Here is a 23976-nt window from a genome sequence, read left to right on the forward strand (position 1 = left end):
TGAGCGCGGTGGTGGAACGGCCGACCTACCCTCGGTTGCATGTCAGCGACCTCGTCTGCCGGCGCACCTCTCCCCCGCCCCCTGAACCGGGGTGCGGGCCGCGCCTCGGTCCCCGGCTCCGGCCGGGACGCCACCTCGCGCGCCCGCGCCACGGAAACCCGCTGGTACCCGTCACACGACGAGGCGCCCCGCTCGGGCGGCCCGGCTGGTCCGGGCGGGCCGGGCGGGCCCGGTGGCACGGGCGGCGGCGGCTTCGGTGGGCCAGGGCGTCGGCCCCGCCCGCGCTGGGGGCGCATCGGCCTGGTGGCCGGCATCGCGGTGCTGGTGCTGGCGCTGCTCGGCGGGATCGGGGCCTGGTTCTACGCCCGCAACCTCGACGACGACCTGGCCCGCACCGATCCGTTCTCGGAGATCACCGGCGGCCGGCCAGCCAAGAAGGTCGACGGCGCGTTCAACATCCTGCTGGTGGGCAGCGACTCGCGGGACCCGGACGCCCCGGTCGACGGCGCCGGCAAGTGGCGGGCGGACACCGTGATCGTCATGCACATCCCGGCCGACCACAAGCGCGCCTACCTGGTCTCCGTCCCGCGTGACCTGTACGTGCCGATCCCGGAGAACGCGGGCGCGTCCTGCGACTCCGGCTCGCGCAACAAGATCAACGCGGCGTTCGCATTCGGCGGCCTGCCGCTGGCGGTGAAGACCGTGGAGTGCTTCACCGACGTACGCATCGACCATGTCATGGCCATCGACTTCGCCGGGTTCAAGGACGTCACCGACGCGCTGGGCGGCGTCGACCTGAAGGTGGAGCGCACCGTCACCTCGATCCACAAGCCGTACCGGACGTTCACCAAGGGCGTGAACCACATGAGCGGCACCGAGGCGCTGGACTGGGTCCGGCAGCGCAAGCAGTTCCCGGACGGCGACTTCGCCCGGATGCGCCACCAGCAGGAGTTCCTGAAGGCGCTGATGGACAAGGCGGCGAGCACCGGCACGCTGACCAACCCGAAGAAGCTGAACGACTTCCTCAAGTCGGTCACCGCCGCCGTCACGGTCGACCAGGGATTCTCGTTGACCGACATGGCGGTGCAGTTCCGCAGCCTGCGGGGCGAGAACCTGACGTTCGTCACCAGCCCGAACCTGGGGGGCCAGACCGTCGACGGCCAGTCGGTGGTGGTCTCCGACCGGGAGAAGGCGCTGGCGATGTACCAGGCCATCGCCGGGGACAAGATGGCCGACTGGGTCGCGGCCAACCAGAAGAATTCGGGCGACAGCGCCGGCGGCTGACCGGGCGCGCAGCCTCGCCCGTTCGGCCACATCTCGGCACCATCGGCCGGGATTGACGGGAATACCCGCCTCAGGAGGTCGCGAGAACGGGAACGGATACGTAAAGTGGTCCCGCCCCCGATCACCGAGCTGGAGCACGCATGTCGGTCCAGACCAGTCGTCGCCCGCAGTCACCGGCACCCGGATCATCCGGGCGGGTTCCCCCGGTCATCCCCCCGCAGCCCGGTCCCGGCGGCCGTGGTCCCGGCGGCGGTGGCGGGAAGAAGAAGCGCACCAAGCGCAAGGACCCGCTCTGGGCGAAGCTCACCCTGGTGCTCGGCGCGGTGCTGATGGTGACCAGCGGCGTCGCGATCGTCGGCAGCAAGGCCGTGATCGGTCAGGCCACCAACAACATCGCCCAGCGCAACCTGCTCGGCGAGGCGGGCAAGAGCGAGGCCGAGGGCGGCAACAGCCTGGACGGCCCGATCGACATGCTGCTGCTCGGCGTGGACGCCCGGGCCCGCTGGGCCGCCGACGACGTCCGGTCGGACACGATCATCGTGCTGCACATCCCGGCCAGTCACGACCAGGCCTACCTGATCTCGATCCCCCGGGACACCGAGGCCCGCATCCCGGCGTTCAAGAACAGCGGCTACAAGGGCGGCGTTGACAAGATCAACGCTGCGTTCTTCCACGGCGCGCAGAACGGCGGCGGCTGGGAGGGCGGCGCCCAGTTGATGGCCAAGACGATCAAGGGGATGACCGGCATCAGCTTCGACGGCGCCGCGATCATCAACTTCGGCGGCTTCAAGAACGTCATCGACGCGCTCGGCACGGTGCGGATCTGCGTCAGCCACGAGGTCCCGTCGCACCACATGTCGATGGTCGAGGGCAAGCCGATGTGGAACGCGGACGCGAAGAAGACCGGAAAGCCCTACAAGCCGGTGGTGCACAAGAAGGGCTGCCGGGAAATGGAGGGCTGGGAGGCGCTCGACTACTCCCGCCAGCGCTACGGCCTGCCCAACAGCGACTACGACCGGCAGCAGAACCAGCAGCAGCTCATCAAGGCGATGGCCAAGAAGGCCACCGACGGCGGCATGCTGACCAACCCGATCAAGCTGAACTCGCTGATGAAGGCGGCCGGCAAGGCGTTCGTGCTGGACACCGGCGGGGTGCCGATCGCCGACTTCATCTTCACGCTCAAGAACCTCAGCGGAAACGACCTGGTCACGCTGCGCACCAACGGCGGGACGTTCGCCGGCAACAGCAACGGCCGGGAGACGTTCAACGAGACGACCATGGACATGTTCCAGGCGGTCAAGAACGACAAGCTGGCCGACTTCATCGTGGCCAACCCGACCGTCCTCTCCACCCGGAAGTGACGAAAGCCGGCACCGGCCGGCCCGTCCCCCCGTAGCCTGACCTGAGCGGGTCTCAGGTCGACGCCACGGGGGGATCGTCACGTCCAGACCAGCACGGAACCGACGCGGGCGGCCTCGACCGTCCCGCTGGCCCCGGTTCCTGCTCGGCAGCGGTCTCGCCCTGGTCCTGCTCGCCACGCTCGGCGTGGCCGGGCTGCACTGGCTCACCCACCGGTACGACCGCACGGTGGCCAAGGAGCAACTCCTCGACCCGACCGCCCGGAAGAAGCGGACGGACCTGGACGGCGCACTCAACTACCTGCTGATCGGCTCCGACCACCGGCCCGGCGCGAACGCCGCCGACCAGCGCTCGGACACCATCCTGATCGTGCACGTGCCGGCCGGCATGCGGCAGGCGTACCTGATCTCCGTCCCGCGCGACCTGCTGGTCGCCGTCCCGGCGGCGCCCGGCTGGCCCGGCGGCCAGGACAAGGTCAACGCCGCGTACGAGCACGGCGGCGGGGGCGAGGGCGGCGCGCGGCTGCTCAGCGCCACCCTGACCCGGCTCACCGGCGTCCGCTTCGACGGCGCCGCGCTCGTCGACTTCTCCGGCTTCACCCGGGTCATCGACCAGCTCGGCGGCATCCGCATGTGCGTGGACACGCCGGTCCGGTCGATCCACACCGGCACCCGGTTCGAACCCGGCTGCCAACAGATGGACGGGGCCCGGACGCTCGACTACGTGCGGCAGCGCTACGACCTGCCGAACGGCGACTACGACCGGCAGCGGCACCAGCAGCAGATGCTGCGGGCGGTGCTCGACCGGGCCGGCGAGACGCACCTGCGCGGCGACCCGGTGAAGCTGGACCGGGTGCTGCGCGCGGTCGGCGGGGCGCTGACCGTCGACACCAACGGCGTACCCCTGGACGAACTGGTGTTCGCGCTCCGCGCGCTGCCGGCGGACGCGCTGCGCGGCGTCCGGCTGCCCTCCCACCCGCAGACCATCGACCAGGTGTCGTACGTGGTGCTGGACCCCGACGGCGGTGATCTGTTCACCGCGTTGCAGGACACCCGGATGCCGGAGTGGGCCGGCGCCAACCCGCGCTGGGTCAACCGGCTCTGAACGCCGCCGGGCGACTAGGCTTTGACCCGTGTTCGGAGCCCAACTTCCCAGCGTGCCCGCGTCGGCCGTGCCCGACGACGTCTACCTGCTCGACGTCCGGGAGGACGACGAGTGGGCCGCCGGCCACGCGCCGGCCGCCCACCATCTGCCGATGACCGAGCTGCCGGCCCGGCTCGCCGAGATCCCCGACGACCGCGAGGTGGCGGTGATCTGCCGGTCCGGCGGCCGCTCCGGGCAGGTCGTCGGCTACCTGCTGCGCAACGGGTGGGACCAGATCCGCAACGTCGAAGGCGGGATGGGTGACTGGGCCGCCGCCGGCCGTCCCGTGGTCACCGACGACGGGCAGCCGGGTCGGGTCGTCTGAGGCACGTCCGGTCATGACCGAACCGCTGGTCTTCGCCCACCGCGGCTCCTCGTACGACCTGCCGGAGCACACGCTCGCCGCCTACCTGCGCGCGCTGGACGAGGGCGCGGACGGGCTGGAGTGCGACGTCCGGCTGACCCGCGACGGGCACCTGGTCTGCGTGCACGACCGTCGACTCGACCGGACCAGCAACGGTCACGGCCTGGTCAGCGCGCGTACGCTCGCCGAGCTGGAGGCGCTCGACTTCGGCTCCTGGCACCCCGCCGCGGCGGAGGCGGTCGCGGCGGCCCGGCTCGACGAGTCGCACATCCGGCTGCTCACGCTGGAACGGCTGCTCGATGCGGTGCTGGCGGCCGGACGGCCGGTCCGGCTGCTGATCGAGACGAAGCACCCCTCGCGTTACCGGGGCGACGTCGAGCGCCGGCTGGTCGACCTGCTGCGCCGGCACGGCCTGGCCGAGCCCGGCCCGGACGATCCGGTCCAGGTGACCGTGATGTCCTTCTCGCCGCTGGCCGTACGCCGGATCCGTGAGCTGGCGCCGGCGCTGCCCACCGTGCTGCTGCTGGAGGTGCTGCCGCGCTGGCTGCGGCTGGGCCGGCTGCCCTTCGGCAGTCGCATCGCCGGCCCGGGGGTGGAGCTGGTCCGGGCCCGCCCGCAGCTCGTCCCGGCGCTGCGGGCCGCCGGCAACGCGGTCTACGTCTGGACCGTGAACGAACCGGAGGACCTGGAACTCGTGCTGGCCGCCGGCGTGGACGGCGTGATCACCGACCGGCCGGCCCGCGCGTTGGCCCGGTTGGGCCGGTGAGCCCCGTCGATCCGCCAAGGGGCCGGTCGCCCGCCCGGGGGTGTCCCCGGCGCGGCCGGCGCGGCACACTCGGGGCATGCCGGAGCGAACCGACTACCCCACCCTCATCGCCGGCCACACGAGCGCGATCCACATGATCAATTCTGGCGAGTCCGGCCTCTCCGTGCTCACCCGCCTGCTCGGCGAGGTCGAACCGGCCCTCGGCGCGGCGGGCCTGGTCTTCGTGGAGTTCACCCCGGCCGGCGGGCGGGTGATCGCGGCGACCGGCAGCGCCGAGTTCGTCATCGGCCGCCCGCTGCCGGCCACCGACCCGGCCACCGTCTGCCTGCTGGCCGGCCCGCCGGTCCGGGAGGTCCGGGTGGACGCGATCCCGGGCGCGCTCGCCGACGAGGTGGTCGGCCGGGGGCTACGCCGGATGATCGTGGCCCGCGCCGAGATCGCCGGGCTGACCGTCGGCAGCCTGCACGCCCTCTACCGGACCGCCGAGCCGCTGGACGCCTCGCAGCGCGCCGTCGTCGGGTACGTCGCCGCCTGCATCGCGCACATGTACGGCGACCAGACCGGCCTGCCGGTGCACGGCGACGGCCCGGTCGTGGCGGCGCTCGCCGACGGCCTGGCCGTGGTCGACCGCGACCAGCGGGTCCGGCTCTGGAACCCGGCCGCCGCCCAGGTGACCGGCCGGTCGGCGGACGAGGCGCTGAGCCGGCCGCTGCCGTTCCCGCTGCCCCCGCCCGGGCAGGTGCTGGACCATCGGCTGCCGGACGGCCGCTGGCTGCGGATCACCTCCGGTGAGCTGCCCGGCCCCACCGCGCTGCGGGTGGTCACCTTCCGGGACATCACCGACCAGCAGCGGCGCGACCACGACCGGGACCTCTTCGTGGCGGTGACCAGCCACGAGCTGCGCACCCCGGTCACCGTGATCAAGGGGTACGCGGACACGCTCACCGACCACTGGGAGTCACTCACCGACACCGACCGGAGGCAGGCCGCCCGGATCATCGGCCAACGCGCCAACGAGCTGGCCCGGCTGGTCGACCGACTGCTCACCGCCGCCACCGAGAACCGCCCCGGTGGCGAACCGGCCGCCCCGTTCGACCTGGTCGACGCGCTGCGGGCGGCGGTGCTCGACCTGCCCGCCGACCTACGCCACCGGATCGTGCTCGCCCTGCCCGCCGACCTGCCCAAGGCGCTCGGCGACCGGCACAGCCTGACCACCGTCCTCACCGAGCTGGGCACCAACGCGGGGAAGTACTCGCTGCCGGACACGCCGATCGAGATCGGCGCCGACGCGAACGAGCGGACGGTCTCGTTCCGGGTCGCCGACCGGGGCATCGGCATCCGACCGGAGCACGTGGAACGGGCCTTCGACCGGTTCTGGCAGGGCGAGTCCGGTGACCGCCGGCGCTACCCCGGCGCGGGCCTGGGCCTCTATCTCGTCCGGCAGATCGTGGAACAGCAGAACGGCTGGGTGTCCCTCCGGCCGAGGGCCGGCGGAGGTACGGTCGCGGAGGTGCGGCTGCCCCGGGGTTGATCCGGGGCGTCCACGGGTGGAGAGGAACGGCGTGTCGACGGGACCGGCGGAACGGTCGTGGTGCGTGGTGGTGCCCCACCACGCGACCGGCGCGCGCGTGGCCCGGCACCGGCTCGCCGACGAGCTGACCGGCGTCGTACCCCCGGCGCTGCTGGCGGATCTGGTGGCGGTCCTGGCCGAGCTGGTCGGCAACGCGGTCCGGCACGCCGAGGCGCTGCCCGGCGGCGTGGTCCGGGTGGCCTGGCGGTTGCGGGCCACCGACCGGGGGCCGGCCGTCCTGCTCCGGGTGACCGACGGGGGTGCCGGCGCCGGCCCGCGGATGCGCGTCGCGCCCCCCGACGCGGTCGACGGGCGCGGGCTGCACATCGTCGCCGGGATGGCCAGCCGCTGGGGTGTCGAGCGGGACGGCCTGGGCCAGAGCGTGTGGGCGGAGTTCGACCCGACCGGGTCGCACCGGGCGGACCTGGTCGCCGCCGGCTGATCGGGTCCGGCCCACGGGCGTTCCTTCCGGCATCTAGGCTGTCTGGCCGTGAGCAAGCGTCGAAAGAGCCAACGGGCCACCGAAGCCACCCCGAAGCGGGAGAAGGTGCGCGACATCTTCGTGCCCCGACCGTTCGAGGGCCTGGTCGACGAGCCGGAGTGGATCGCCCTGCGGGAGCTGGTGCCGGCCGCGTCCGCGCCGCTGCGGTTGACCCCCGAGCTGGTCGAGGAGTACGGCGACCCGCCGGTCGTCCTGGCCACCGTGCTGCCGATGGCCGCCCCGGCGGTGGCCAAGGCGGACGGCCGGGTCCTGATCGGCCTCCAGCGGCACCAGCAGTCCGGCGACGTCTCCCGGGACCTGGCCGACGCGCTGCTCTGCGCGCTGCGGACCGAGCCGGGTGGTCAGGTGAGCGTGCCGCCGCTGCCCGGGCCCGGCCCTCGCCTCCAGGACATCCTGGTGGACGGGCCGCTGGAGATCAGCATGCACGACGGGTTCGAGTTCTGGCTCGACCCGGGCGCCACCGACGACCCGACCGTGCAGGCGTCCCTGGAGCGGGCCAACGCGGCGGTCTACCCGACGGTCAAGCTGGACGCGGCCCGGGCGGCGTACTGGTGCCAGGTGCCGGAGAAGGCCCACGTGCGCTGGGTGCTGCCGGACGACGAGGACGCGGCGCTGGACGCCCTGTCCCGGCTGGGCGCGACCGGCACGCTGACGCTCGGCGACGACACCCGGTTCGCCGGCATGTTCCGGGCGCACGGCCGCCTGGCACCGGTCTGGGACCTGCCGGAGGACACCCCGGCCACCGCGTGGGAGGGCCCGGTCGCCGAGTTCGCCAAGCGCTACGCCGAGGCGCTGGCCGTGCGGGAGCCGCTGGACGCCGCCGGTCGCCGGGCCCGGCAGGGCCTGCTCGGCCGCCAGCTCACCCTCCGCTGACCGCCCCGGGTGCAAGCACGGGCCCCTTCTTAACACTCACGCGTGAGAAGGGGCCCCTTCTCTACCGGAGGCGTTAAGAGGGGGCCCCGCCTTTCTCGCGGACCAGGGGGCAGGACATGCAGCGGGGGCCGCCTCGGCCGGAGCCCAGTTCGGAGCCGGCTATGGCGATCACCTCGATGCCGGCCCGCTCCAGTTGCGCGTTGGTCTCCACGTTGCGTTCGTAGCCCACGCACAGGCGTGGCGCGAGCGCGAGCGTGTTGTTGCCGTCGTCCCACTGCTCCCGTTCGGCGGTCACCGGGTCGAGGCCGGTGTCGATCACCCGGAGCTGGTCGAGGTCCATCGCGTCGGCGGCGGCCCGCAGGAACGGCGCCGGGCCGTCGACCCGGGGCTCGCCGTCCGCGCCGGCGACGACGGTGTACGCGGACAGCTCGCTGGCGATGTTCGGGTACATCAGCACGGCGTCCACGTCGACCATGGTGCAGACCGTGTCCAGGTGCATGGTGGCGCGTTCCTGGGCGATCGGCACCACCAGGATGGTGTGCGCCAGCCCGGCGGCGAAGACCTGCCGGGCCAGCCGCTCCGCGCCGGCCGGGGTGGTGCGCTCGCCGACGCCGACGGCGAGCACGCCCGGGGCGAGCAGCAGCACGTCGCCACCCTCCAGGTGCTCCAGCCCGGGGTGGTAGACCAACTCGGTGCCGACGAAGCGCGGGTGGTGGCGGTAGATCGCGTCGGTGAGCGTGGTCTCCCGCCGCCGGGCCGGCATGGCCAGGCTGGTCACGCCCACCCGGTCGCCGATCCACACCGACGAGTCGCGGGTGAAGAGCAGGTTGGGCAGCGGGTCGATGACGAAGTCGTGCCGGTCCATCAGCGTCCAGACCAGACCGCCCGGTCGTTCCGCGCCGATCCGCAGTTCCTCGTGGGCGAGCCCGGCCATGAACACGTCGGCGAGGGCCGCCGGGTCGAGGTAGGCCAGGTGGTCGGCGACCCGGGCGCGGAGGGTGTCGCCGAGGCGGGGGGACCGCAGCACCTGCTCGGTCAGTTCGGCCCGGGCGTCCGCCACGGCGAGCGTCTCGGTCAGCAGGTCGGCCAGGTAGAGCACCTCCACGCCACGCGAGCGAAGCGCCGCCGCGAACGCGTCGTGCTCCTCCTGCGCCCGTCCCACCCATGGGATAGCGTCGAAGAGGAGGGAGTCGTTGTTGCGTGGGGTGAGGCGGGCGAGTTCCGGCCCCGGGCGGTGCAGCAGTACCGTCCCGAGTCGAGCCACTTCGCTGTCCACGTAGTGCGTCACCCCCGCAGCCTAGGGCAGGCTTCCGCACCATCCGGAAAAGAAGTGTGAATGAATATGGCATTCATCCGCACTCACTCCGGCGGTCCAACTTGCCGAACCCCCGGGTGTGCAACGTAGGGTAGTGGAGACATAACTTCGAGAGACCTTTTGCCGGAGGTCGCGATGACTGTCTTTCCCGCTCGCCGGGCCGTGCCGAGCCGGGCCCTGCCGCCTCCCGCGGCACATCCCCGGGTCGATACCGCGTCGGCGCTCGAGCCGGCTCGACCGACTCCCCTGGAGTGGGCCCGCCGCCGCCGTGCCGAGCGGGGTGCCCGCCGGCTGGAGGCCGCCGGGGCCCGCGCCCTGGGGCAGCTCGACCACCTCGGTCCCGCCTGGCACGTCATCGAGTGGCCCCGGACGGACCCGGCCGACGCGCTGTTCGACCAGGGCGATTCCGACCGGGCCGGGTTCCTCGCGATCGGGCCGAGCGGCCTCTTCGCGGTCACCGTCGCCGACCACGGCCGGGCCCGGGTGCTGGTCGCCGGCGATGTCGTGCAGATCAACGGCAAGCGTCCGCCCTATGTGGCCGAAGCGCGCCGGGACGCCAAGCGGGCCAGCAAGGCGCTCTCCGACGCGGTCGGGCTGCCGATCCCGGTGACGCCGGTGCTGACGTTCGTCGGTTCCGGCGTGATCAGCGTCTACGGCCTCCCGAAGGACTGCCTCATGGCCACCCACCGGGAGCTGGACCGGCTGCTCGTTGCCGCCGGCAACCGGATCAGCCCGGCCACCGCCGAGAAATTGTCGCGGGTCGCCCAGGCGCCCTCGACGTGGCTGAACGGCACGTACCGTCCATCCGCCGACTACCGGTGGTATGACGAGGGCCGAACGGCCGCTGACAAGCGGGCCGCCCGCCGGTAACGTCTCCGGCGACGCCACGCGGTCCGCGGCACCGCCCCGACCGGTTCGTCGGTCCGCGTCGTCGCCGGCCGCCCACCCCCCGGGGCTCCCGCCGCACCGACGCATGTCCCCGGCGCCTGAGCCACCCCGGCCCCATGGGCGGCACCGGCGGCCGGAGAGCGCAGCGCGGCCGGAAGGTCGCCGTGCCGACCGGCTAGCGTGGACGGACCGTCGGTGTACATAGGAGGCGCGGTGGCCCACGTCGAGCTCTCACTCTCGGAAGTGTTCACGTCCCCGGCGGAGGCATGCACCGAGCAGGAGTCCGACAACTTCGCGCAGTGGTGCGGGACGGTCTCCCGGGCCGCCGAGCCATGCCTGTTGATCGACGTCGACACGACCGTGGTGGCGATCTCCTCCTCCGGCTGCGACCTGCTCTGCCTGGGCGCCCCGGCAGACGTGGTCGGCCGGCCGCTGCTCGAAGGCGGCCTGCGCCTGGTCGACTTCACCGCCAGCCCGAGTGAGCTGACCGAGCAGGAGACCGACAAGATCCCGCCGCTGCTCGCGCTGCTCTCCGGCCGGCTCGCCCGTGGCCTGCTCCGGGTCCAGGGTCCCGGCTCCGACGCCGGGACGACAGTGGACGCCATCTCCACGCCCGTGCTCACCGGCGCCGCGGTGGCCGGCTCGCTCACGTTCTTCTCCGTGCTCTGACCGCTCGCCCGAGGTCGAGGACCATCCCCCGTGCCCGCTACCCCGTCCGCCCGTCGGCATGCCCCGGTGACGTTGCTCGCGCTGCTCGCGCTGACCGCCTGCGGCACGCCGCCCGAGCTGCGTGACCCGCCGCCCAGCCCGACCGGCGCTCCCCGCGCCTCGGCGTCGGCCACGCCCACTCCCACGCCGAGCGCGACCCCGATCGTGCCGGCCGTCCCGTCCCTGCCGGCGCGCACTCCACCGGCCCCCGATCCGGTCGCCGTGCCCTGCCGGGGCACGCCGTCCGGCGACCGGATCGTGGCGATGCTGCGCGGCTCCGCCGGGGTGCTGCCCCGCAACGTCCGGATCACCGTACGGACCGGGCCGCTGTGCGCCGAGGGCTGGCAGTACACCGTGCTGGCGGTCTCCGGGCACGAGGAACTCCAGGTGGTCACGCGCGGCCGGTCCGGCACCCCCAGGCTGGTGACCGCCGGGACGGACGTGTGCGGCGTCGAGGTACGCGCCACCGCGCCCACGGGCATCCGCACCCTGGCCTGCGACAGTCCCCCGGGTGCGTAGGCTGGTCGCCATGCCCGGAACACCGCCGACCCGTTTCGTCTACCTCGGTCCCGAGGGCACCTTCGCCGAACAGGCGCTGCGCACCGTGCCCGCCGCCGAGCGGGGGAGCCGCACGCCGGCCCGCAGCGTGGGCGAGGCGTTGGACGCCGTACGGGCCGGGGAGGCGGATGCCGCCCTGGTGCCGCTGGAGAACTCCATCGGCGGCGCGGTCGGGGTGACGCTCGACGAGTTGGCCGAGGGCGACCCGTTGGTGATCACCCGGGAGGTGGTGCTGCCGGTCGAGTTCGTGCTCGCCGGTCGGCCCGGGGTGACGCCGGCCGGGGTGCGCAGCGTGGCGGCCCATCCGCAGGCGTCCACCCAGTGCCGGGGCTGGCTCCGGGACCACCTGCCCGACGCCACCGTGGTCGACGTGCTCTCCAACGGCGCCGCCGCGGCCGGCGCGGCGACCGGCGAGTACGACGCCGCGATCTGCGCCCCGATCGGAGCCGCCCGGCACCGGCTCACCGTGCTCGCCGACAAGATCGCCGACCATCCCGACGCGGTGACCCGGTTCGCGCTGCTGTCCCGCCCCGGGACTCCCCCGCCACCGACCGGTGACGACCTCACCTCACTGGCGGTCTACATCGCGCACGACCGGGTGGGCGCGCTGCTGTCCGTGCTCATGGAGCTGGCCGTCCGCGGCGTGAACCTGACCCGCATCGAGTCCCGCCCGACCGGTGAGGCGCTCGGGCGGTACGTGTTCTTCCTGGACTGCACCGGGCACGTCGCCGACGTCCGCCTCGGCGAGGCGTTGCAGGGGCTGCACCGGGTCTGCGCCGGCGTGCGCTTCCTCGGGTCGTACCCCCGGCACCGCTGGAGCACGGCGGCGGGCGACCGGCCGACGCCCGCGCCGGCCGGTCTCTCCGACGCCGACTACGCCGACGCGGCGGCCTGGCTGGCCCGGCTGCGCGCCGGCGAGCTGAGCTGACCGGGCCGGGTGCGCCCCCCAGGGTCGCACCCGGCCCGGAGACTTCACTGCAACAGGCCGCCGAGCAGGCCGCCCTGCTGCTGCTGGGCGCCGCTGCCGGCCACCGGCGGCTCCTCCGACGGCTGGACCACGACGAAGCCGTGACCGGCGAAGCTCATCGTGAACGCCTCGCCGGTGCTGCGGCCGAGCAGCGTGCCCAGGCCGAGTTGCTCGGCCCGGTGGTAGCCGGTCTGGAGGTTGGCCGACCAGCAGACCGCCGCCTGCGGGTCGACGTACGTCGGCGCGTCCACGTTCAGCACCACCGGGGTGCCCTTGGTGGTGATCGCGATCCGGCCGTGCCCGGTGAAGACGCAGTTGAACAGGCCGGCCGAGGAGGCCACGCCCATGCCGCTGACCATCTTGATGTCGTACTGGAGGCTGGAGTCGAACGCCAGCACGCTGGAGCCGTTGATGGAGAGCGCGTCGCCCGGCTCCAGGTCGATGATATGCACGTCCTTGGCGGCCTCGGCGAGGAAGACGTCGCCGCGACCGGAGAGCTTCATCAGCGGGACGCCCTCGCCGGTGAGCCGCTGCTTGATGAACTTGCCGATGCCGCCGGAGCCGAGCGCCTGGAACTGCACCTGACCCTGGTACGCGACCATGGACCCGACCCGGGCCATCGCCTCGCCGTTCAGCTCGATCTTGAGCATCTTGGAGTTCTGCAGCCGCATGCCCGGCTGCTGGGACTCCTTCTCCAGGTTCTCCGCGGAGAACAGCTCGCTGCGCATCGGGTTTCCTCCTGCATCGGGATGTGCCTGATCCGCAGGTTAGGGGACGGGCGCAACCGCGGGGATCGGCCGAGCGGGGGTCGGGCGGGACCCGGTCAGCCCCAGCCGAGGGCGTGCAGGCGCTCGTCGTCGATGCCGAAGTGGTGGGCGATCTCGTGCACCACGGTCACCGCGACCTCGTCGACGACGTCGTCGTCGGTGTCGCAGATCGCCAGGATCGGGTTCCGGTAGATCAGGATGCGGTCCGGCAGCACGCCGGAGTAGTCCCAGCCGCGCGCGGTGAGCGCGTGCCCCTCGTAGAGCCCGAGCAGGTTCTCGCCGGGCGGTGGGTCGTCCTCCACCAGGATGACCACGTTGCTCATCAGCCCGAGCAGTTCCTCGGGCACCTCGTCGAGCGCCTCGCCGACCAGTTCCTCGAACCGGTCCCGGCTCATCTCCACGGCCACGCGGCCGGTCCCTCCCTCACGGTCGGCACGCGGCACGGCGAGGACGCCCCCGGGGGCGCCCCCACCGCGTCGGACGGGTCAGGCCAGGCGGGCGGTCAGGGTGATCTCGGCGCCGGGGGAGAGCAGCCGGGAGATCGGGCAGCCCTCCTTGGCGGCCTCGGCCAGCTTGGTGAAGCCGGCCTCGTCGAGGCCCGGAGCCTGGCCGACGGTCTCCAGGTCGATGCGGGTCACGGTCATGCCGGCGTCGGTCTTGTCGAAGTGCACCTTCGCGGTGGTCTCCACCGACGTGTCGGTGACGCCCGAGTCGGCGAGCTGCTTGGAGAGCGCCATCGAGAAGCAGCTCGCGTGCGCGGCGCCGATCAGCTCCTCGGGGTTCGTGCCCTCACCCTCCTCGAACCGGGACTTGAAGGAGTAGTTGCCGGACAGGCCGCCCTTGCCGGTGCGGACGGTGCCGGACCCCTCGGCGAGGTTGCCCTGCCAACGAGCGGAAGCGGTACGGATAGGCATGGCACCGACGCTAACCGAAAGCGGGCCGTCCCGCACCGCCTGTCCTGCTCACCTCGCGGTCCGGGTGACCGGGGGCCGGCTGTGCCATGATTCGACGCAGACCCGCGTACCGGAGAAGGGTGGCCGATGTCGCAGGATCCCCCGGTCCCCAGGCAGGACAATCGCGCCGACGGCACCACGGTGGTGGAGTGGGGCGACGCCGACACCGGGGCGGTTCCGTCCGGCCGGTTCGGTCGGGCGCTGGCCGGTCTGGGCCGGGATCATCGCCTGCCGCCGGTGCTCGCCGGGCTCGGCGCGGTCGCCGCGCTCGCCTCGCTGATCGGCGAGTGGCTGGTGATCACGGTGCCCGACGAGGGGGAGGACGGGAACACGACGTTCCGGCTGCCCAGTGGCGTCGCCGAGATCGGCGGCTTCGGGGCGGCGTACCTCGTGGGGTTGCTCGGGCTGTCGGTCGCGGTGGCGCTGGCGCTGCGCGGCGCCCCGGCGGTGCGGCAGCACGCCCGGATCGCCGGGCTGGGCCTGGCGGCGACGCTGCTCGGCGTGCTGGTCGCGACCGCTTCCTCGCTCCAGCCGCTCGCCCGGCGCATCCTCTTCTTCCCGGTGGAACGGGACATCCAGGTGGAGCACGGGCGCGGCCTGGTCACCGCGTTCCTCGCGGTGGCGTTGCTGGCGGTCGCGCTGCATCTGGCCGGGCGGGCCACCGACCGGGCGGGCGTCGAGGCGGCGCCGGACGACGAGACGCCGGACGACCGGCCGTTCCGGCGACGTCGCCGGGCCCGGGACGACGAGGCGCCGCCGGCGCCGGCCGACCTCACGGTGGAGCCGACCGTGCCGTTCGCCGGCCCTGAACGCTCCCGCTGAGCGGGCCGACCCACCGACTCCGCCGGTCCGCCGATCTCGGCGACGCCACCGGCCCGCCGACCTGCCGCCCCGTCGGTGCGGCGGCCACCGGATCGCCGCCGTGGATTCGCGGCGGATTCGCCGGAACGCCATGGTCGCCCCCTGCCGCGCGAGATACGGTTGCTGCCCGCCGTTCGACGGTCCTGGCACGAGAACCGGACCGGCCGGCGTGACGGCGGCGGGGCCGAAGGAGGAGCCATGACCCGCCCGGGCCTGCCCAAGCTGATCGCCACCGACCTCGACGGCACGCTCGTCCGCAGCGACGACACCGTCTCCGCGTACACCCACGGGGTGCTGGACCGGGTGCGGGCCGCCGGGATCCCGGTGGTCGGCGCCACCGGACGCGGGCCCCGGCTGGCCGAACTGAGCCGCAACGACATCCGGGCCGCGGACTTCCTGGTGATGGCCGGCGGCGGGTGGGTGGTCGACCAGAGCGACCCGGCCGGCCCGCTGGTGCTGCGCGACGAGCGCCTCCGGGGCGAGGTGCTCGCCCGCCTGATCGCCGACCTGGAGGCCGCGGTCGGCCCGCTCACCGTGATGGTGGAGGCGTCCGGCGAGGACGACACGCCGCTGTGGGGCGACTACCACCCGAGCTGGCCCTACCCGGACCGGTTCGAGGCGCGCAGCCGGGCGGAGTGCCTCTCCTGCGACGTGGTCAAGGCGTTCGCGCGGACCGAGGACCACCACGTCGACGAACTGCTGGCGGTGGCCCGCCGGATCGTGCCGGCGGAGGTCGCCTCGCTCACCCAGGCCGGGCTCGGCTTCGTCGAGATCTGCCCGCCCGGGGTGGACAAGGCCTCCGGGCTGAGCGTGGTCGCCGAGCGGCTCGGGGTGGACCCGGCGGACGTGCTGGTCTTCGGCGACCAGCCCAACGACCTGCCGATGTTCGGCTGGGCCGGCTGGGCCCGGGTGGCGGTGGCGAACGCCCACCCGGAGGTGCGCGCCGCCGCGGACGAGGTCACCCTGCGCAACGACGACGACGGCGTCGCGGTCTACCTGGACCGACTACTCTCCCGGTGATGGGAGAACCACCCCGCCTCGTCGCCAGCGACATCGACGGCACGCTGCTCACCGACGACCGCACGCTCAGCCCGCGTACCGCGCGGGTGCTGGCCCGGATCGCCGCCGCGGGCACGCCGGTCGTGCTGGTCACCGGCCGTCCGATCCGCTGGCTCAAACTCGTGTACGACCAGCTCGCCGCGCCGCTGCCGGCCATCTGCGCCAACGGCGCGGTGGTGTACGACCCGGCCGCCGACGAGGTGCTGCGCGCCGACCCGCTCGCCCCGGAGCTGCTCGCCGAGGTGGCCCGGCGGTTACGCGCCGAGGTGCCCGGGGTGAGCTTCGCGGTGGAGATCGTGGACAGCCGGCAGATGCGACACGAGTCGCACTACCCGCTGCGCTGGGACGCCGACGCGGACGCGATCCGCGCCGTCGAGTCGCCGGAGGAGCTGCTCGCCGCGCCGGCGGTGAAGCTGCTGGTCCGGGCCGGGGAGCAGGACCCGGATGTGTTCGTCCGGGTGGTCGCCGGTGCGCTCGAAGGGCTGGCCGAGGCGACGCACTCGTCGTACAGCGGCCTGATCGAGGTCTCCGCCGCCGGGGTGACCAAGGCGGCCGGCCTGGCCTGGTACGCGGCCCGGCTGGGCATCGACGAGCGGGACGTGCTGGCGTTCGGCGACATGCCGAACGACGTGCCGATGCTGACCTGGGCCGGTCGGGCGGTGGCGGTGGCGAACGCCCACCCGGCCGTCCGGGAGATCGCGGACGAGGTGACCGGGGCGAACACCGAGGACGGCGTGGCCGCGTACCTGGAGAAGATCTTCGGGGTGGACTGACCGGCCGGGGCGCGTCAGGCGCCCCGGCCGGTGTCGGTCAGAGGTACTGGCCGGGCGCGTGGCCCTCGGTGCCGGGCATGCCCGGCATGCCGGGGACCATCCCGCCGGGGCCGCTGGGCAGCGCCTGCCGGCCGGAGCGCATCTGCTCCAACTGGACGCGGGCGGCCATCTGCTGGGCGACAAGCGCGGCCTGGATGCCGTGGAACAGCCCCTCCAGCCAGCCGACGAGCTGGGCGTGGGCGATGCGCAGCTCGCCCTCGCTGGGCGCCTGCTGCTCGGTGAACGGCAGCGAGATCCGCTCCAGCTCCTCGCGGAGCTCGGGGGCGAGGCCCTCCTTCAGCTCGACGATCGACCGTTCGTGGATCTCGCGCATCCGGTGCCGGCTGGCGTCGTCGAGCGGGGCGGCCTTCACCTCCTCCAGCAGCTGCTTGATCATGCTGCCGATCCGCATCACCTTGGCCGGCTGCTCGACCAGGCGGGTCGGGTCCTCGCCCTTGCCCTCCTCGGTCTGCACCGTGCCGACCGGTCGACCGTCCGGGCCGACCACCACCACGGTGCCGGGGATGCCGTCGTTGGCCTGTTCGTCGTCGTGTCCACCGGAGTGTGCTTCGGTCATGGCACCCATCTTTACCCACCCCGGCCACGCGCACGCGCCCGGACCGGGCAGGCTACCGTCCCGGCATGCCCGGCGACCCGCGTGAGGTGCTGACCCGACCGGCCCCGCCGCCGGACGCCACCGTCGCCTACGGCGACCATCCGGACCAGTGCGCCGACCTGCGCGGCCCGGCCGGTGAGGGGCCCGCCCGGCCGCTGGTGGTCGTGGTGCACGGCGGCTTCTGGCGGGCCGAGTACGACCGGACCCACACCGGCCCGATGGCGGCGGCGCTGGCCGCGCTCGGTCATCCGGTGGCCCAGCTCGAATACCGCCGGACCGGTCGGCCGGACAGCGGCTGGCCGGACCCGCTCACCGACGTGCTCGCCGGCGTCGCCGCGCTGCCGGGGCTGGCCGCCGCCGCATGGCCCGGCCGGGTGGCGCCGGTGCCGCCGATCCTTCTCGGCCACTCCGCCGGTGGGCATCTGGCGCTGTACGTGGCGGCCCACGCCCCGGAAACGACCGGCGGGGTGCTCGCGTTGGCCCCGGTCGCGGACCTCGCCGAGGCGTACCGGCTGGACCTGGACTCCGGGGCGGTGGCCGCGCTGATCGGCGGGGGCCCGGCCGACGTGCCAGAGCGGTACGCCGCCACGGATCCATCGGCATTGGTGCCGATACGAACACGCACAGTAGTCATGCACGGCGTTCTCGACCGGCAGGTTCCGGTGTCGATGAGCCGCTCATGGGTGGCCGCCGACCGGGCCGCCGGCGGCTCCGCCACGCTCATTGAGCTGCCAGAATGCGAGCATTTCGGGCTGATCGCCCCCGACTCGGCCGCGTGGCCGCGGGTGGTGACGGCGTTGCGGTCCCTGCTCGGTGATCCACCCGGCATTGACGCAGCGTCGTCGACCAGGTAGAACGCCGGAGGGGTGTGCACGATGGCCACCCCCGCGGAAGGAAGTCGGTGGCACAGATGAACCGCAGGCGGGCCCTGCAACTGCTGGCCGCACTGGGCACCACCGGGCTCGCCGCGGGCTGCGGCCCCGGCGACGACGGCACGGACCAGGCCGCCCCGGGCAGCCCGGTCAAGATCGGGCTGATCGTGCCCGGCAGCGGCCCGAACAAGGTCATCGGGGACGAGATCGCCAACGGCTTCCAACTCTTCCTCGCCACGCACGGGCAGCAGCTCGGCGGGCACCCGGTCACCGTGGTGCCGGCCGAGGAGGGCGACAGCGTCGCGACCGGCAAGGCCGCCGTCGACCGGCTGCTCAAGGAGGGCGTGCTGGCGCTCACCGGCGTGGTCAACCCGGCCGTCATGACCGGCATCCGGGACACCGTGGAGGACGCCCGGGTGCCGCTGATCGGCTCCAACGCCTCCCCCGCCACGCTCCAGGGCGTCGTCTTCATCTGGCGCACCTCGTACGTGCTGGACGAGCCGGGCGTGGCACTCGGCGAGTACCTGCGGCAGAACCTGGACCCGTCGAGCCGGATCGCCATCTTCGGCACCCAGGGCGCCGGCAGCCGGGACGTCGTCAACGGGCTGCGGCGCGGCTACGAGCAGGGCCGCCGGCTCACCGAGGACCCGATCTACACGCCCGACTACGCCAACCCCAGCAAGGGCGCGTACGCCGGTCCGATCCGCAAGGCGCTGGGGCGCCGGCCGGACGCGGTCTTCTGCCACTACACCGGCGTGCAGGCGGTGCAGTTCGTCAAGCAGCTCTACGACGAGGGCTACCGCGGGCCGATCTACGCGCCCGGGTTCCTCACCGAGGGGACCGTCCTCGACCAGCTCGACGACGGCGAGAAGGGCCGGGACCGGGCGCTGATCGAGAAGTACGGCATCGAGACCGCGCTGAACTACTCGGCCGACCTGAACAACACCGCGAACCGGGTGTTCGCCTCGGCGTACCGCAAGACGTTCAACACGTCCCCGACCACGTACGCGATGGCCTCGTACGACGCCGCGCTGGTGCTGGACAAGGCGATCCGGGCGACCGGCGGGAACGTGTCCCCGCAGCAGGTCAACCTCGCCCTCGGCACGATCGGCCAGGTCGACAGCCCACGGGGTCCCTGGCAGTTCAACCAGCCGCGTACCCCGCAGCAGAAGTGGTACCTGCGCAAGGTGCAGCTCGACGGCCGGATGCTCTCCAACGTGGTGATCAACGAGCTGGCCACGCTCGGCTGACGCGACGACGACGAGGGCGGTCTCCCCCGGGGGAGACCGCCCTCGCGCATGTCCAGCTCGGTGCCGCCGCTCGGCTCAGTGCCGCAGCTCGGCGATGCAGCACTTCACGCTGCCGCCGCCCTTCTTCAGCTCGGCCAGCTCCACCGGCACGGGGTGGTAGCCGGCCGCCTTCAGCTTGCCGGCCAGCCGGGTGGCGTCGCTGTTCAACACCACGTTGAGCCCGTCGCTGACCAGGTTCAGGCCGAACGCCAGGGCGTCCTCGTCGTCCGCGACGACCGCGTCCGGAAACAGCTGGGCCAGCACCTTCTGGCTGGCCGCGGAGAACGCGCCCGGGTAGTAGACGACGTTCCCGTCGTCAATCGAGGCGAGCGCCACGTCGAGGTGGTAGAAGCGCGGGTCGACCAGCCGCAGCGAGATCACTGGCCGGCCGAGCGCCTCCTGCGCCTCGGCGTGCGCGGCCAGCTCGGTACGGAAGCCGTGGCCGGCCAGGACCAGACCGCCGTGCGCCTCCGGCAGGTACGCGAAGTCGCCCTCGCCCTCGTTGGTCTCGCTCGGCGCGATGAAGTGCCAGCCCTGCGCCTCGTAGAACGCCCGGTGGGCGGCGGCCTCGGCGGCACGCTGCTCGTGCTTGAACCGGGCGCCGTAGACGGTGCCGTCCACCACGAACGCCCCGTTCGCGGCGAAGACCATGTCCGGCAGGCCGGCCTCGGGGGTGAGCAGGTGCACGTCGTGGCCGAGCCCGACCAACGTCTCGCGCAGCCGGTCCCACTGCTTGACCGCCAGGTCGGCGTCGACCGGCGTGGCCAGGTCCATCCACGGGTTGATCGCGTACTCGACGGCGAAGTGCTCCGGCGAGCACATGAGATATGTCCGCTTTCGCGGGACTCGCTGCTGGTTCACGGTCACCAAGAGTAGGTAGGCTGGAACTTTGGTAACAGCCACAACCATTGCTTCCCGAGGGCGGAACGTTGCAGATAGACGCGGTTGACCAACGAATCATTGCGTTGCTCGTGGCGGACGCCCGCGCCTCGTACGCCGACATCGGCGCCCGGGTGTCACTCTCCGCCCCCGCGGTCAAGCGACGAGTCGACCGGCTGCGCGCCACCGGCGTGATCCGCGGCTTCACCGCGGTCGTCGACCCGGCCGCCGTGGGATGGACCACCGAGGCGTTCGTCGAGCTGTTCTGCGCCGGCCGGACCACGCCCGCGCAGATCGGCGTCGCCGCCCGCCGACACCCCGAGGTGGTCGGCGCCTACACCGTCTCCGGCGAGGCGGACGCGCTGGTGCACCTGCGCGCCGCCGACATCGCCCACCTGGAGGAGGCACTGGAACGGCTGCGCGCCGAGTCGTTCGTCACCTCGTCCCGCAGCACCATCGTGCTGTCCCGACTCGTCGAGTCCCCCGGCGTCGGCCCGTCCACGAGTTGACCTCAAGCCCGCTTCACGTCGTTCACTCCTTCGAGGTGGACGATCCGGGAGGCGCGATGCGTGCGGTGTGGCTGCGAGAATTCGGTGGACCCGAGGTGCTGGTGCCCGGTCCGGCGCCCGACCCGGAGCCCGGTCCGGGTCAGGTGCTCGTCGAGGTGGCGCACGCGAACCTGACCTTCGTCGAGACGATGTTCCGGGCCACCGGGTTCGGCCCGTTCACCGGCGAACCGCCGCTGATCCCCGGCAACGGCGTCGGCGGCACGATCGGCGCGGTCGGCCCCGGAGTCGATCCGGCGCTGGTCGGCCGACTCGTCGTCACCGGCACCGGCGGCACCGGCGGGTACGCCGAGCGCGTCGTGGTCGACCAGCACGCGCCCATCCCCGTACCCCCCGGGTTGCCGCTGGACACGGCCGTGGCGCTGCTCGCCGACGGCCGGACCGCGCTGATGCTGGCTCGGGCGGCCGGGCTGCGGGCCGGCGACCGGGTACTGGTGGAGGCCGCTGCCGGCGGGGTCGGCACCCTGCTGGTGCAGCTCGTCGCGCGGGCCGGCGCGACGGTGGTGGCCGCTGCCGGCGGCCCCGCCAAGGTCAACCTGCTCCGCGCCGCCGCGGTCGACGTGGTGGTCGACTACCGGCAGCCGGACTGGGCCGGGCGGGTGCGGGCCGCCGTCGACGCGCTCGACGTGGTCTTCGACGGCGTCGGCGGCACCATCGCCCGGGAGGCGTTCGACCTGCTCGACCGGGGCGGACGGATGCTCAGTTTCGGGCTCGCCGGCGGCGCCTGGGCGGACGTCCCGGCCGACGTCGCCGCCGCCCGAGGCGTGACGCTGCTGCGCCCCCGGCCCCGACCGGACGAACTGCGCGCGCTCACCGAGGAAGCCCTCGCCATGGCCGCCGACGGACGGCTCCGGCCACTGATCGCCCAGCGCTTCCCGCTGGAGCGCGCCGCCGAGGCACACGCCGCGATCCAGTCCCGGTCCACCGTCGGCAAGACACTGCTCGACGTACGCTGACCCGGGCTCCCCGCTCAGAGGTACATGCCGGTGCGATGCTCCTGCGGCCGGGCCGGCTTGTCACCCTCACCGAAGAAACGCTTGCCGCCGAACTCGCCGTGCAGCCGATCGTCCAACTCGTCGGCGAGACCGGTCATCACCTGCACGGCCAGCATCAGGTGAGTGGCCTGGAAGTTGCGGCCGAAGACCGGGATGGACGCCCAGACCGTGTCGTCGGCGCAGTAGAGCCGGCCGATCGGCATCCGGTTGGTCAGCTCCGAGAGCTTCACGTAGAGGCGCTCGGTCGGCTCGACCTCGGTCAGCACCGGGGAGAAGACGTCGACAAGCGGCGGATTGTCGCGGACCCGCACGAAGACCATCGCCGAGCCGGCCCGGATGTTGATGTCACCGTCGGAGTCGACCTGCACCTGGTCGGAGTTCGACTTCAACATCGTCGAGACGACCGTACGGACCCGCTCCTCCAGGGCCAACACGTCGTTCTCACCCGTCTGGGCGGCCGCCGCGGCGGCCAGCGCCTCCTCCAGGTCGGCCTCCACGTCCCGGTCCGGGCCGAACTCGCTGCGGGCGGTGCCGAGCGGCTCCACCGGCAGCGGCTCACCGTCGGCGTCGTGCACCAGATAGACCAGGAACGCGGGATGCGGGGCGCCGTAGACGTCCCGCAGCGTCCGGGAGAGCACCGCGGACAACCGGGTCGCCTCGTCGACGCCGCAGTCCAGGCCGAACTGCTCGCCGGAACCCGCCACCACGCCGGGCGGCGACCAGCCCAGCGCCACCATGTCGGCCACCGCCGCCCGGTCCAGCCGATAACCCGCCGGCAGCGTGGCGTTGCCGATCGCCCGGGCCGACAGCGCGCCGTCCTCGCCGGCGTCCGCGCTGACCGAGTAGACGGCATCCCCGGTGCCCGAGGCGGTCGGGTCGAGCGTGACCTCCAGGTGACCACCGGCCGGCAACCCGCGCAGCCGCTCGGCCAGCGCCCGGGCGAACTCCCGCCAGGCCTCGGTCACCTTGGCCCGCAGGTCAGCCGTGGTCGGCTCGTCGAGCAGGATCGAATCGTGCTGCTCCGGCGTACCGCCGGAAGGCTTGTCGACCGGCGAGGGGTGGTCTGCCGTCATGATCGCCTCCGTCCGTTCCCGCCACCCTACCCACGGGCGGCGGGGGCCGAATCACAGCCGACCAGGATCGGACAAGTCGCTACGCCACCGGCGTCGTCCCGTCCAGCTCCACCGGCCACGACCCCGCCAGCGCGCTGAGCCGGGCCGCCACCGCGGCCGGATCGGCGCCGCGCCCCACGGCCACCCCCAGGAGGTACGCGCTGACCGGCGCGCCCGGCCGCACCACCTGATGCGCCACGTCCCGGGCCACGTCCAGCACGGCCGACACCGGCACCTCGGCCGGATCCAGCTCCAACTCGGCGCAGGCCGCGGTGACCCAGTCGTCCAACACGGTCATGTCGTCCACTCCTCGGCCCGGCGTACGTCCTCGTCAGTGTCGCAGTCGAACCAGGGCGGCGGCCCGGCACCGGACCAGGCCACCTCCCGAACCGTGGCACCGGCCAGCAGGCCCCGCACCGCCGCGCCGTCGACCGTGCCGCCCCGCTCCGCCGCCAGCCGGTCCACCGCCGCGCGCAGCGCCGGCAGCCGCCAGACGCCGCAGAGCTGCTGCCGGCGACCGTCGCCGTCCACGTAGCAGGCCAGACCGGCGGTCGACCGGTCGAGCGCGCGCCGCAGCTCCGCCACTGCGGCGGCGGTGAGCAGCGGCAGGTCGGCGGCGAGCAGGGCGACCGTGGTCGTACCGGGTCGCAGCAGGGCCAGCCCGGCCGCGGTCGCCGCCACCGGGCCACCGCCGGCGGGCTCCTCGCGCGTCACCCGCACCGCCGCGGGCACCGGGCCGGACGGACCGACCACGATCCGCTCGTCCGCGTCGGCCACCGCGGCCAGCACCCGGTGCAGCATCGGCCGGCCACCGACCGGACGGGCCGGCTTGTCCACCCCACCCATCCGGCGGGCCGCACCGCCGGCGAGCAGTACCGCCGCGTACCTGGTCACCGCC

28 protein-coding genes are annotated in these 23976 nt (G+C 73.5%); 19 read left to right on the forward strand and 9 right to left on the reverse strand.

The features are described from left to right. Nucleotides 1–39: 39 nt before the first annotated feature. The 8 genes from OG767_RS00755 (at nucleotide 40) to OG767_RS00790 (ending at nucleotide 7861) form a co-directional block, all read left to right on the forward strand. Complete coding sequence (locus tag OG767_RS00755) at nucleotides 40–1284, forward strand: LCP family protein (RefSeq protein ID WP_405091723.1); 1245 nt, start codon at nucleotides 40–42, stop codon at nucleotides 1282–1284. 140 nt (nucleotides 1285–1424) lie between these two features. Next, a complete protein-coding gene (locus OG767_RS00760) occupies nucleotides 1425–2645 on the forward strand; it encodes an LCP family protein (protein WP_405091724.1) in 1221 nt (406 codons plus the stop codon). Between the two features lie 184 nt (nucleotides 2646–2829). Further along, a complete protein-coding gene (locus OG767_RS00765; RefSeq protein WP_405091725.1) occupies nucleotides 2830–3747 on the forward strand; it encodes an LCP family protein in 918 nt (305 codons plus the stop codon). Between the two features lie 28 nt (nucleotides 3748–3775). Further along, complete coding sequence (locus OG767_RS00770) at nucleotides 3776–4111, forward strand: rhodanese-like domain-containing protein (protein WP_405091726.1); 336 nt, start codon at nucleotides 3776–3778, stop codon at nucleotides 4109–4111. Between the two features lie 13 nt (nucleotides 4112–4124). After that, nucleotides 4125–4916: a glycerophosphodiester phosphodiesterase gene (locus OG767_RS00775; RefSeq protein WP_405091727.1), complete on the forward strand. Its 792-nt coding sequence runs from the start codon at nucleotides 4125–4127 to the stop codon at nucleotides 4914–4916. A 76-nt stretch (nucleotides 4917–4992) separates the two neighbouring features. Beyond that, the gene (locus OG767_RS00780; protein WP_405091728.1) at nucleotides 4993–6447 is read left to right on the forward strand and encodes an ATP-binding protein; all 1455 of its coding nucleotides are present in this window, start codon (nucleotides 4993–4995) and stop codon (nucleotides 6445–6447) included. A 64-nt stretch (nucleotides 6448–6511) separates the two neighbouring features. Then, complete coding sequence (locus tag OG767_RS00785; RefSeq protein ID WP_405094099.1) at nucleotides 6512–6928, forward strand: ATP-binding protein; 417 nt, start codon at nucleotides 6512–6514, stop codon at nucleotides 6926–6928. Between the two features lie 48 nt (nucleotides 6929–6976). Further along, nucleotides 6977–7861 (forward strand): DUF5926 family protein, encoded by an 885-nt coding sequence (locus OG767_RS00790; RefSeq protein WP_405091729.1) that lies wholly within the window; start codon nucleotides 6977–6979, stop codon nucleotides 7859–7861. Nucleotides 7862–7934: 73 nt separating this feature from the next. Here the strand turns inward: OG767_RS00790 and OG767_RS00795 are convergent, their stop codons facing one another. Further along, entirely contained in the window at nucleotides 7935–9149 is a 1215-nt protein-coding gene (locus OG767_RS00795) for an arginine deiminase (protein WP_405091730.1), read from the reverse strand. A gap of 162 nt (nucleotides 9150–9311) precedes the next feature. On the opposite strand from OG767_RS00795, the gene OG767_RS00800 reads away from it, so the two are divergent. The 4 genes from OG767_RS00800 to pheA all read left to right on the forward strand — a co-directional run bounded on the left by OG767_RS00800 (nucleotide 9312) and on the right by pheA (nucleotide 12258). Beyond that, the gene (locus tag OG767_RS00800; protein ID WP_107156450.1) at nucleotides 9312–10046 is read left to right on the forward strand and encodes a hypothetical protein; all 735 of its coding nucleotides are present in this window, start codon (nucleotides 9312–9314) and stop codon (nucleotides 10044–10046) included. 231 nt (nucleotides 10047–10277) lie between these two features. Further along, the gene (locus OG767_RS00805) at nucleotides 10278–10733 is read left to right on the forward strand and encodes a hypothetical protein (RefSeq protein ID WP_107156449.1); all 456 of its coding nucleotides are present in this window, start codon (nucleotides 10278–10280) and stop codon (nucleotides 10731–10733) included. 30 nt (nucleotides 10734–10763) lie between these two features. After that, nucleotides 10764–11291, forward strand: coding sequence for a hypothetical protein (locus OG767_RS00810; RefSeq protein ID WP_405091731.1), 528 nt, complete (start codon nucleotides 10764–10766; stop codon nucleotides 11289–11291). Between the two features lie 10 nt (nucleotides 11292–11301). Then, nucleotides 11302–12258, forward strand: coding sequence for a prephenate dehydratase (gene pheA / locus OG767_RS00815; protein WP_107156447.1), 957 nt, complete (start codon nucleotides 11302–11304; stop codon nucleotides 12256–12258). Between the two features lie 44 nt (nucleotides 12259–12302). Here the strand turns inward: pheA and OG767_RS00820 are convergent, their stop codons facing one another. From OG767_RS00820 to OG767_RS00830, 3 genes are all read right to left on the reverse strand, one after another. Next, entirely contained in the window at nucleotides 12303–13025 is a 723-nt protein-coding gene (locus OG767_RS00820; RefSeq protein ID WP_281934036.1) for an AIM24 family protein, read from the reverse strand. Nucleotides 13026–13120: 95 nt separating this feature from the next. After that, nucleotides 13121–13465, reverse strand: coding sequence for a metallopeptidase family protein (locus tag OG767_RS00825; RefSeq protein ID WP_199199675.1), 345 nt, complete (start codon nucleotides 13463–13465; stop codon nucleotides 13121–13123). A gap of 84 nt (nucleotides 13466–13549) precedes the next feature. Further along, entirely contained in the window at nucleotides 13550–13978 is a 429-nt protein-coding gene (locus OG767_RS00830; RefSeq protein ID WP_281934034.1) for an OsmC family protein, read from the reverse strand. A gap of 126 nt (nucleotides 13979–14104) precedes the next feature. Between OG767_RS00830 and OG767_RS00835 the strand changes: the two genes are divergently transcribed. The 3 genes from OG767_RS00835 to OG767_RS00845 all read left to right on the forward strand — a co-directional run bounded on the left by OG767_RS00835 (nucleotide 14105) and on the right by OG767_RS00845 (nucleotide 16710). Next, nucleotides 14105–14839: a hypothetical protein gene (locus OG767_RS00835; RefSeq protein ID WP_405091732.1), complete on the forward strand. Its 735-nt coding sequence runs from the start codon at nucleotides 14105–14107 to the stop codon at nucleotides 14837–14839. 237 nt (nucleotides 14840–15076) lie between these two features. Further along, entirely contained in the window at nucleotides 15077–15898 is an 822-nt protein-coding gene (locus tag OG767_RS00840) for an HAD family hydrolase (protein WP_107156443.1), read from the forward strand. Next, entirely contained in the window at nucleotides 15898–16710 is an 813-nt protein-coding gene (locus OG767_RS00845; protein WP_405091733.1) for an HAD family hydrolase, read from the forward strand. Before OG767_RS00840 ends, OG767_RS00845 begins: the two co-directional genes overlap by 1 nt. 37 nt (nucleotides 16711–16747) lie before the next feature. Here OG767_RS00845 and OG767_RS00850 read toward each other — a convergent pair whose 3' ends face one another. Continuing rightward, nucleotides 16748–17335, reverse strand: a complete 588-nt coding sequence (locus tag OG767_RS00850) for a bacterial proteasome activator family protein (protein ID WP_405091734.1) — start codon at nucleotides 17333–17335, stop codon at nucleotides 16748–16750. Nucleotides 17336–17391: 56 nt separating this feature from the next. Here OG767_RS00850 and OG767_RS00855 point away from each other — a divergent pair, with 56 nt between their 5' ends. Next, nucleotides 17392–18219 (forward strand): alpha/beta hydrolase family protein, encoded by an 828-nt coding sequence (locus OG767_RS00855; protein ID WP_405091735.1) that lies wholly within the window; start codon nucleotides 17392–17394, stop codon nucleotides 18217–18219. A gap of 47 nt (nucleotides 18220–18266) precedes the next feature. Continuing rightward, nucleotides 18267–19487: an ABC transporter substrate-binding protein gene (locus tag OG767_RS00860; RefSeq protein ID WP_405091736.1), complete on the forward strand. Its 1221-nt coding sequence runs from the start codon at nucleotides 18267–18269 to the stop codon at nucleotides 19485–19487. A gap of 75 nt (nucleotides 19488–19562) precedes the next feature. Here OG767_RS00860 and ddaH read toward each other — a convergent pair whose 3' ends face one another. Continuing rightward, nucleotides 19563–20396, reverse strand: coding sequence for a dimethylargininase (ddaH, locus tag OG767_RS00865; RefSeq protein WP_405091737.1), 834 nt, complete (start codon nucleotides 20394–20396; stop codon nucleotides 19563–19565). Between the two features lie 59 nt (nucleotides 20397–20455). On the opposite strand from ddaH, the gene OG767_RS00870 reads away from it, so the two are divergent. Next, nucleotides 20456–20914 carry an Lrp/AsnC family transcriptional regulator gene (locus tag OG767_RS00870; protein ID WP_107156437.1) on the forward strand — a complete coding sequence of 153 codons (459 nt, stop codon included), beginning with the start codon at nucleotides 20456–20458 and terminating at the stop codon, nucleotides 20912–20914. Between the two features lie 56 nt (nucleotides 20915–20970). Next, entirely contained in the window at nucleotides 20971–21927 is a 957-nt protein-coding gene (locus OG767_RS00875; RefSeq protein WP_405091738.1) for a zinc-binding dehydrogenase, read from the forward strand. A gap of 14 nt (nucleotides 21928–21941) precedes the next feature. Here the strand turns inward: OG767_RS00875 and OG767_RS00880 are convergent, their stop codons facing one another. The 3 genes from OG767_RS00880 to OG767_RS00890 all read right to left on the reverse strand — a co-directional run bounded on the left by OG767_RS00880 (nucleotide 21942) and on the right by OG767_RS00890 (nucleotide 23972). After that, nucleotides 21942–23039, reverse strand: coding sequence for a T3SS (YopN, CesT) and YbjN peptide-binding chaperone 1 (locus OG767_RS00880; RefSeq protein ID WP_405091739.1), 1098 nt, complete (start codon nucleotides 23037–23039; stop codon nucleotides 21942–21944). A gap of 79 nt (nucleotides 23040–23118) precedes the next feature. Beyond that, nucleotides 23119–23376 carry a DUF6457 domain-containing protein gene (locus OG767_RS00885; RefSeq protein WP_281934018.1) on the reverse strand — a complete coding sequence of 86 codons (258 nt, stop codon included), beginning with the start codon at nucleotides 23374–23376 and terminating at the stop codon, nucleotides 23119–23121. Continuing rightward, complete coding sequence (locus OG767_RS00890) at nucleotides 23373–23972, reverse strand: molybdenum cofactor guanylyltransferase (protein ID WP_405091740.1); 600 nt, start codon at nucleotides 23970–23972, stop codon at nucleotides 23373–23375. Before OG767_RS00890 ends, OG767_RS00885 begins: the two co-directional genes overlap by 4 nt. Nucleotides 23973–23976: the final 4 nt, after the last annotated feature.

The sequence above is a fragment of the Micromonospora sp. NBC_01392 genome, assembly GCF_045040125.1.
Taxonomy (GTDB): Bacteria; Actinomycetota; Actinomycetes; order Mycobacteriales; family Micromonosporaceae; genus Micromonospora.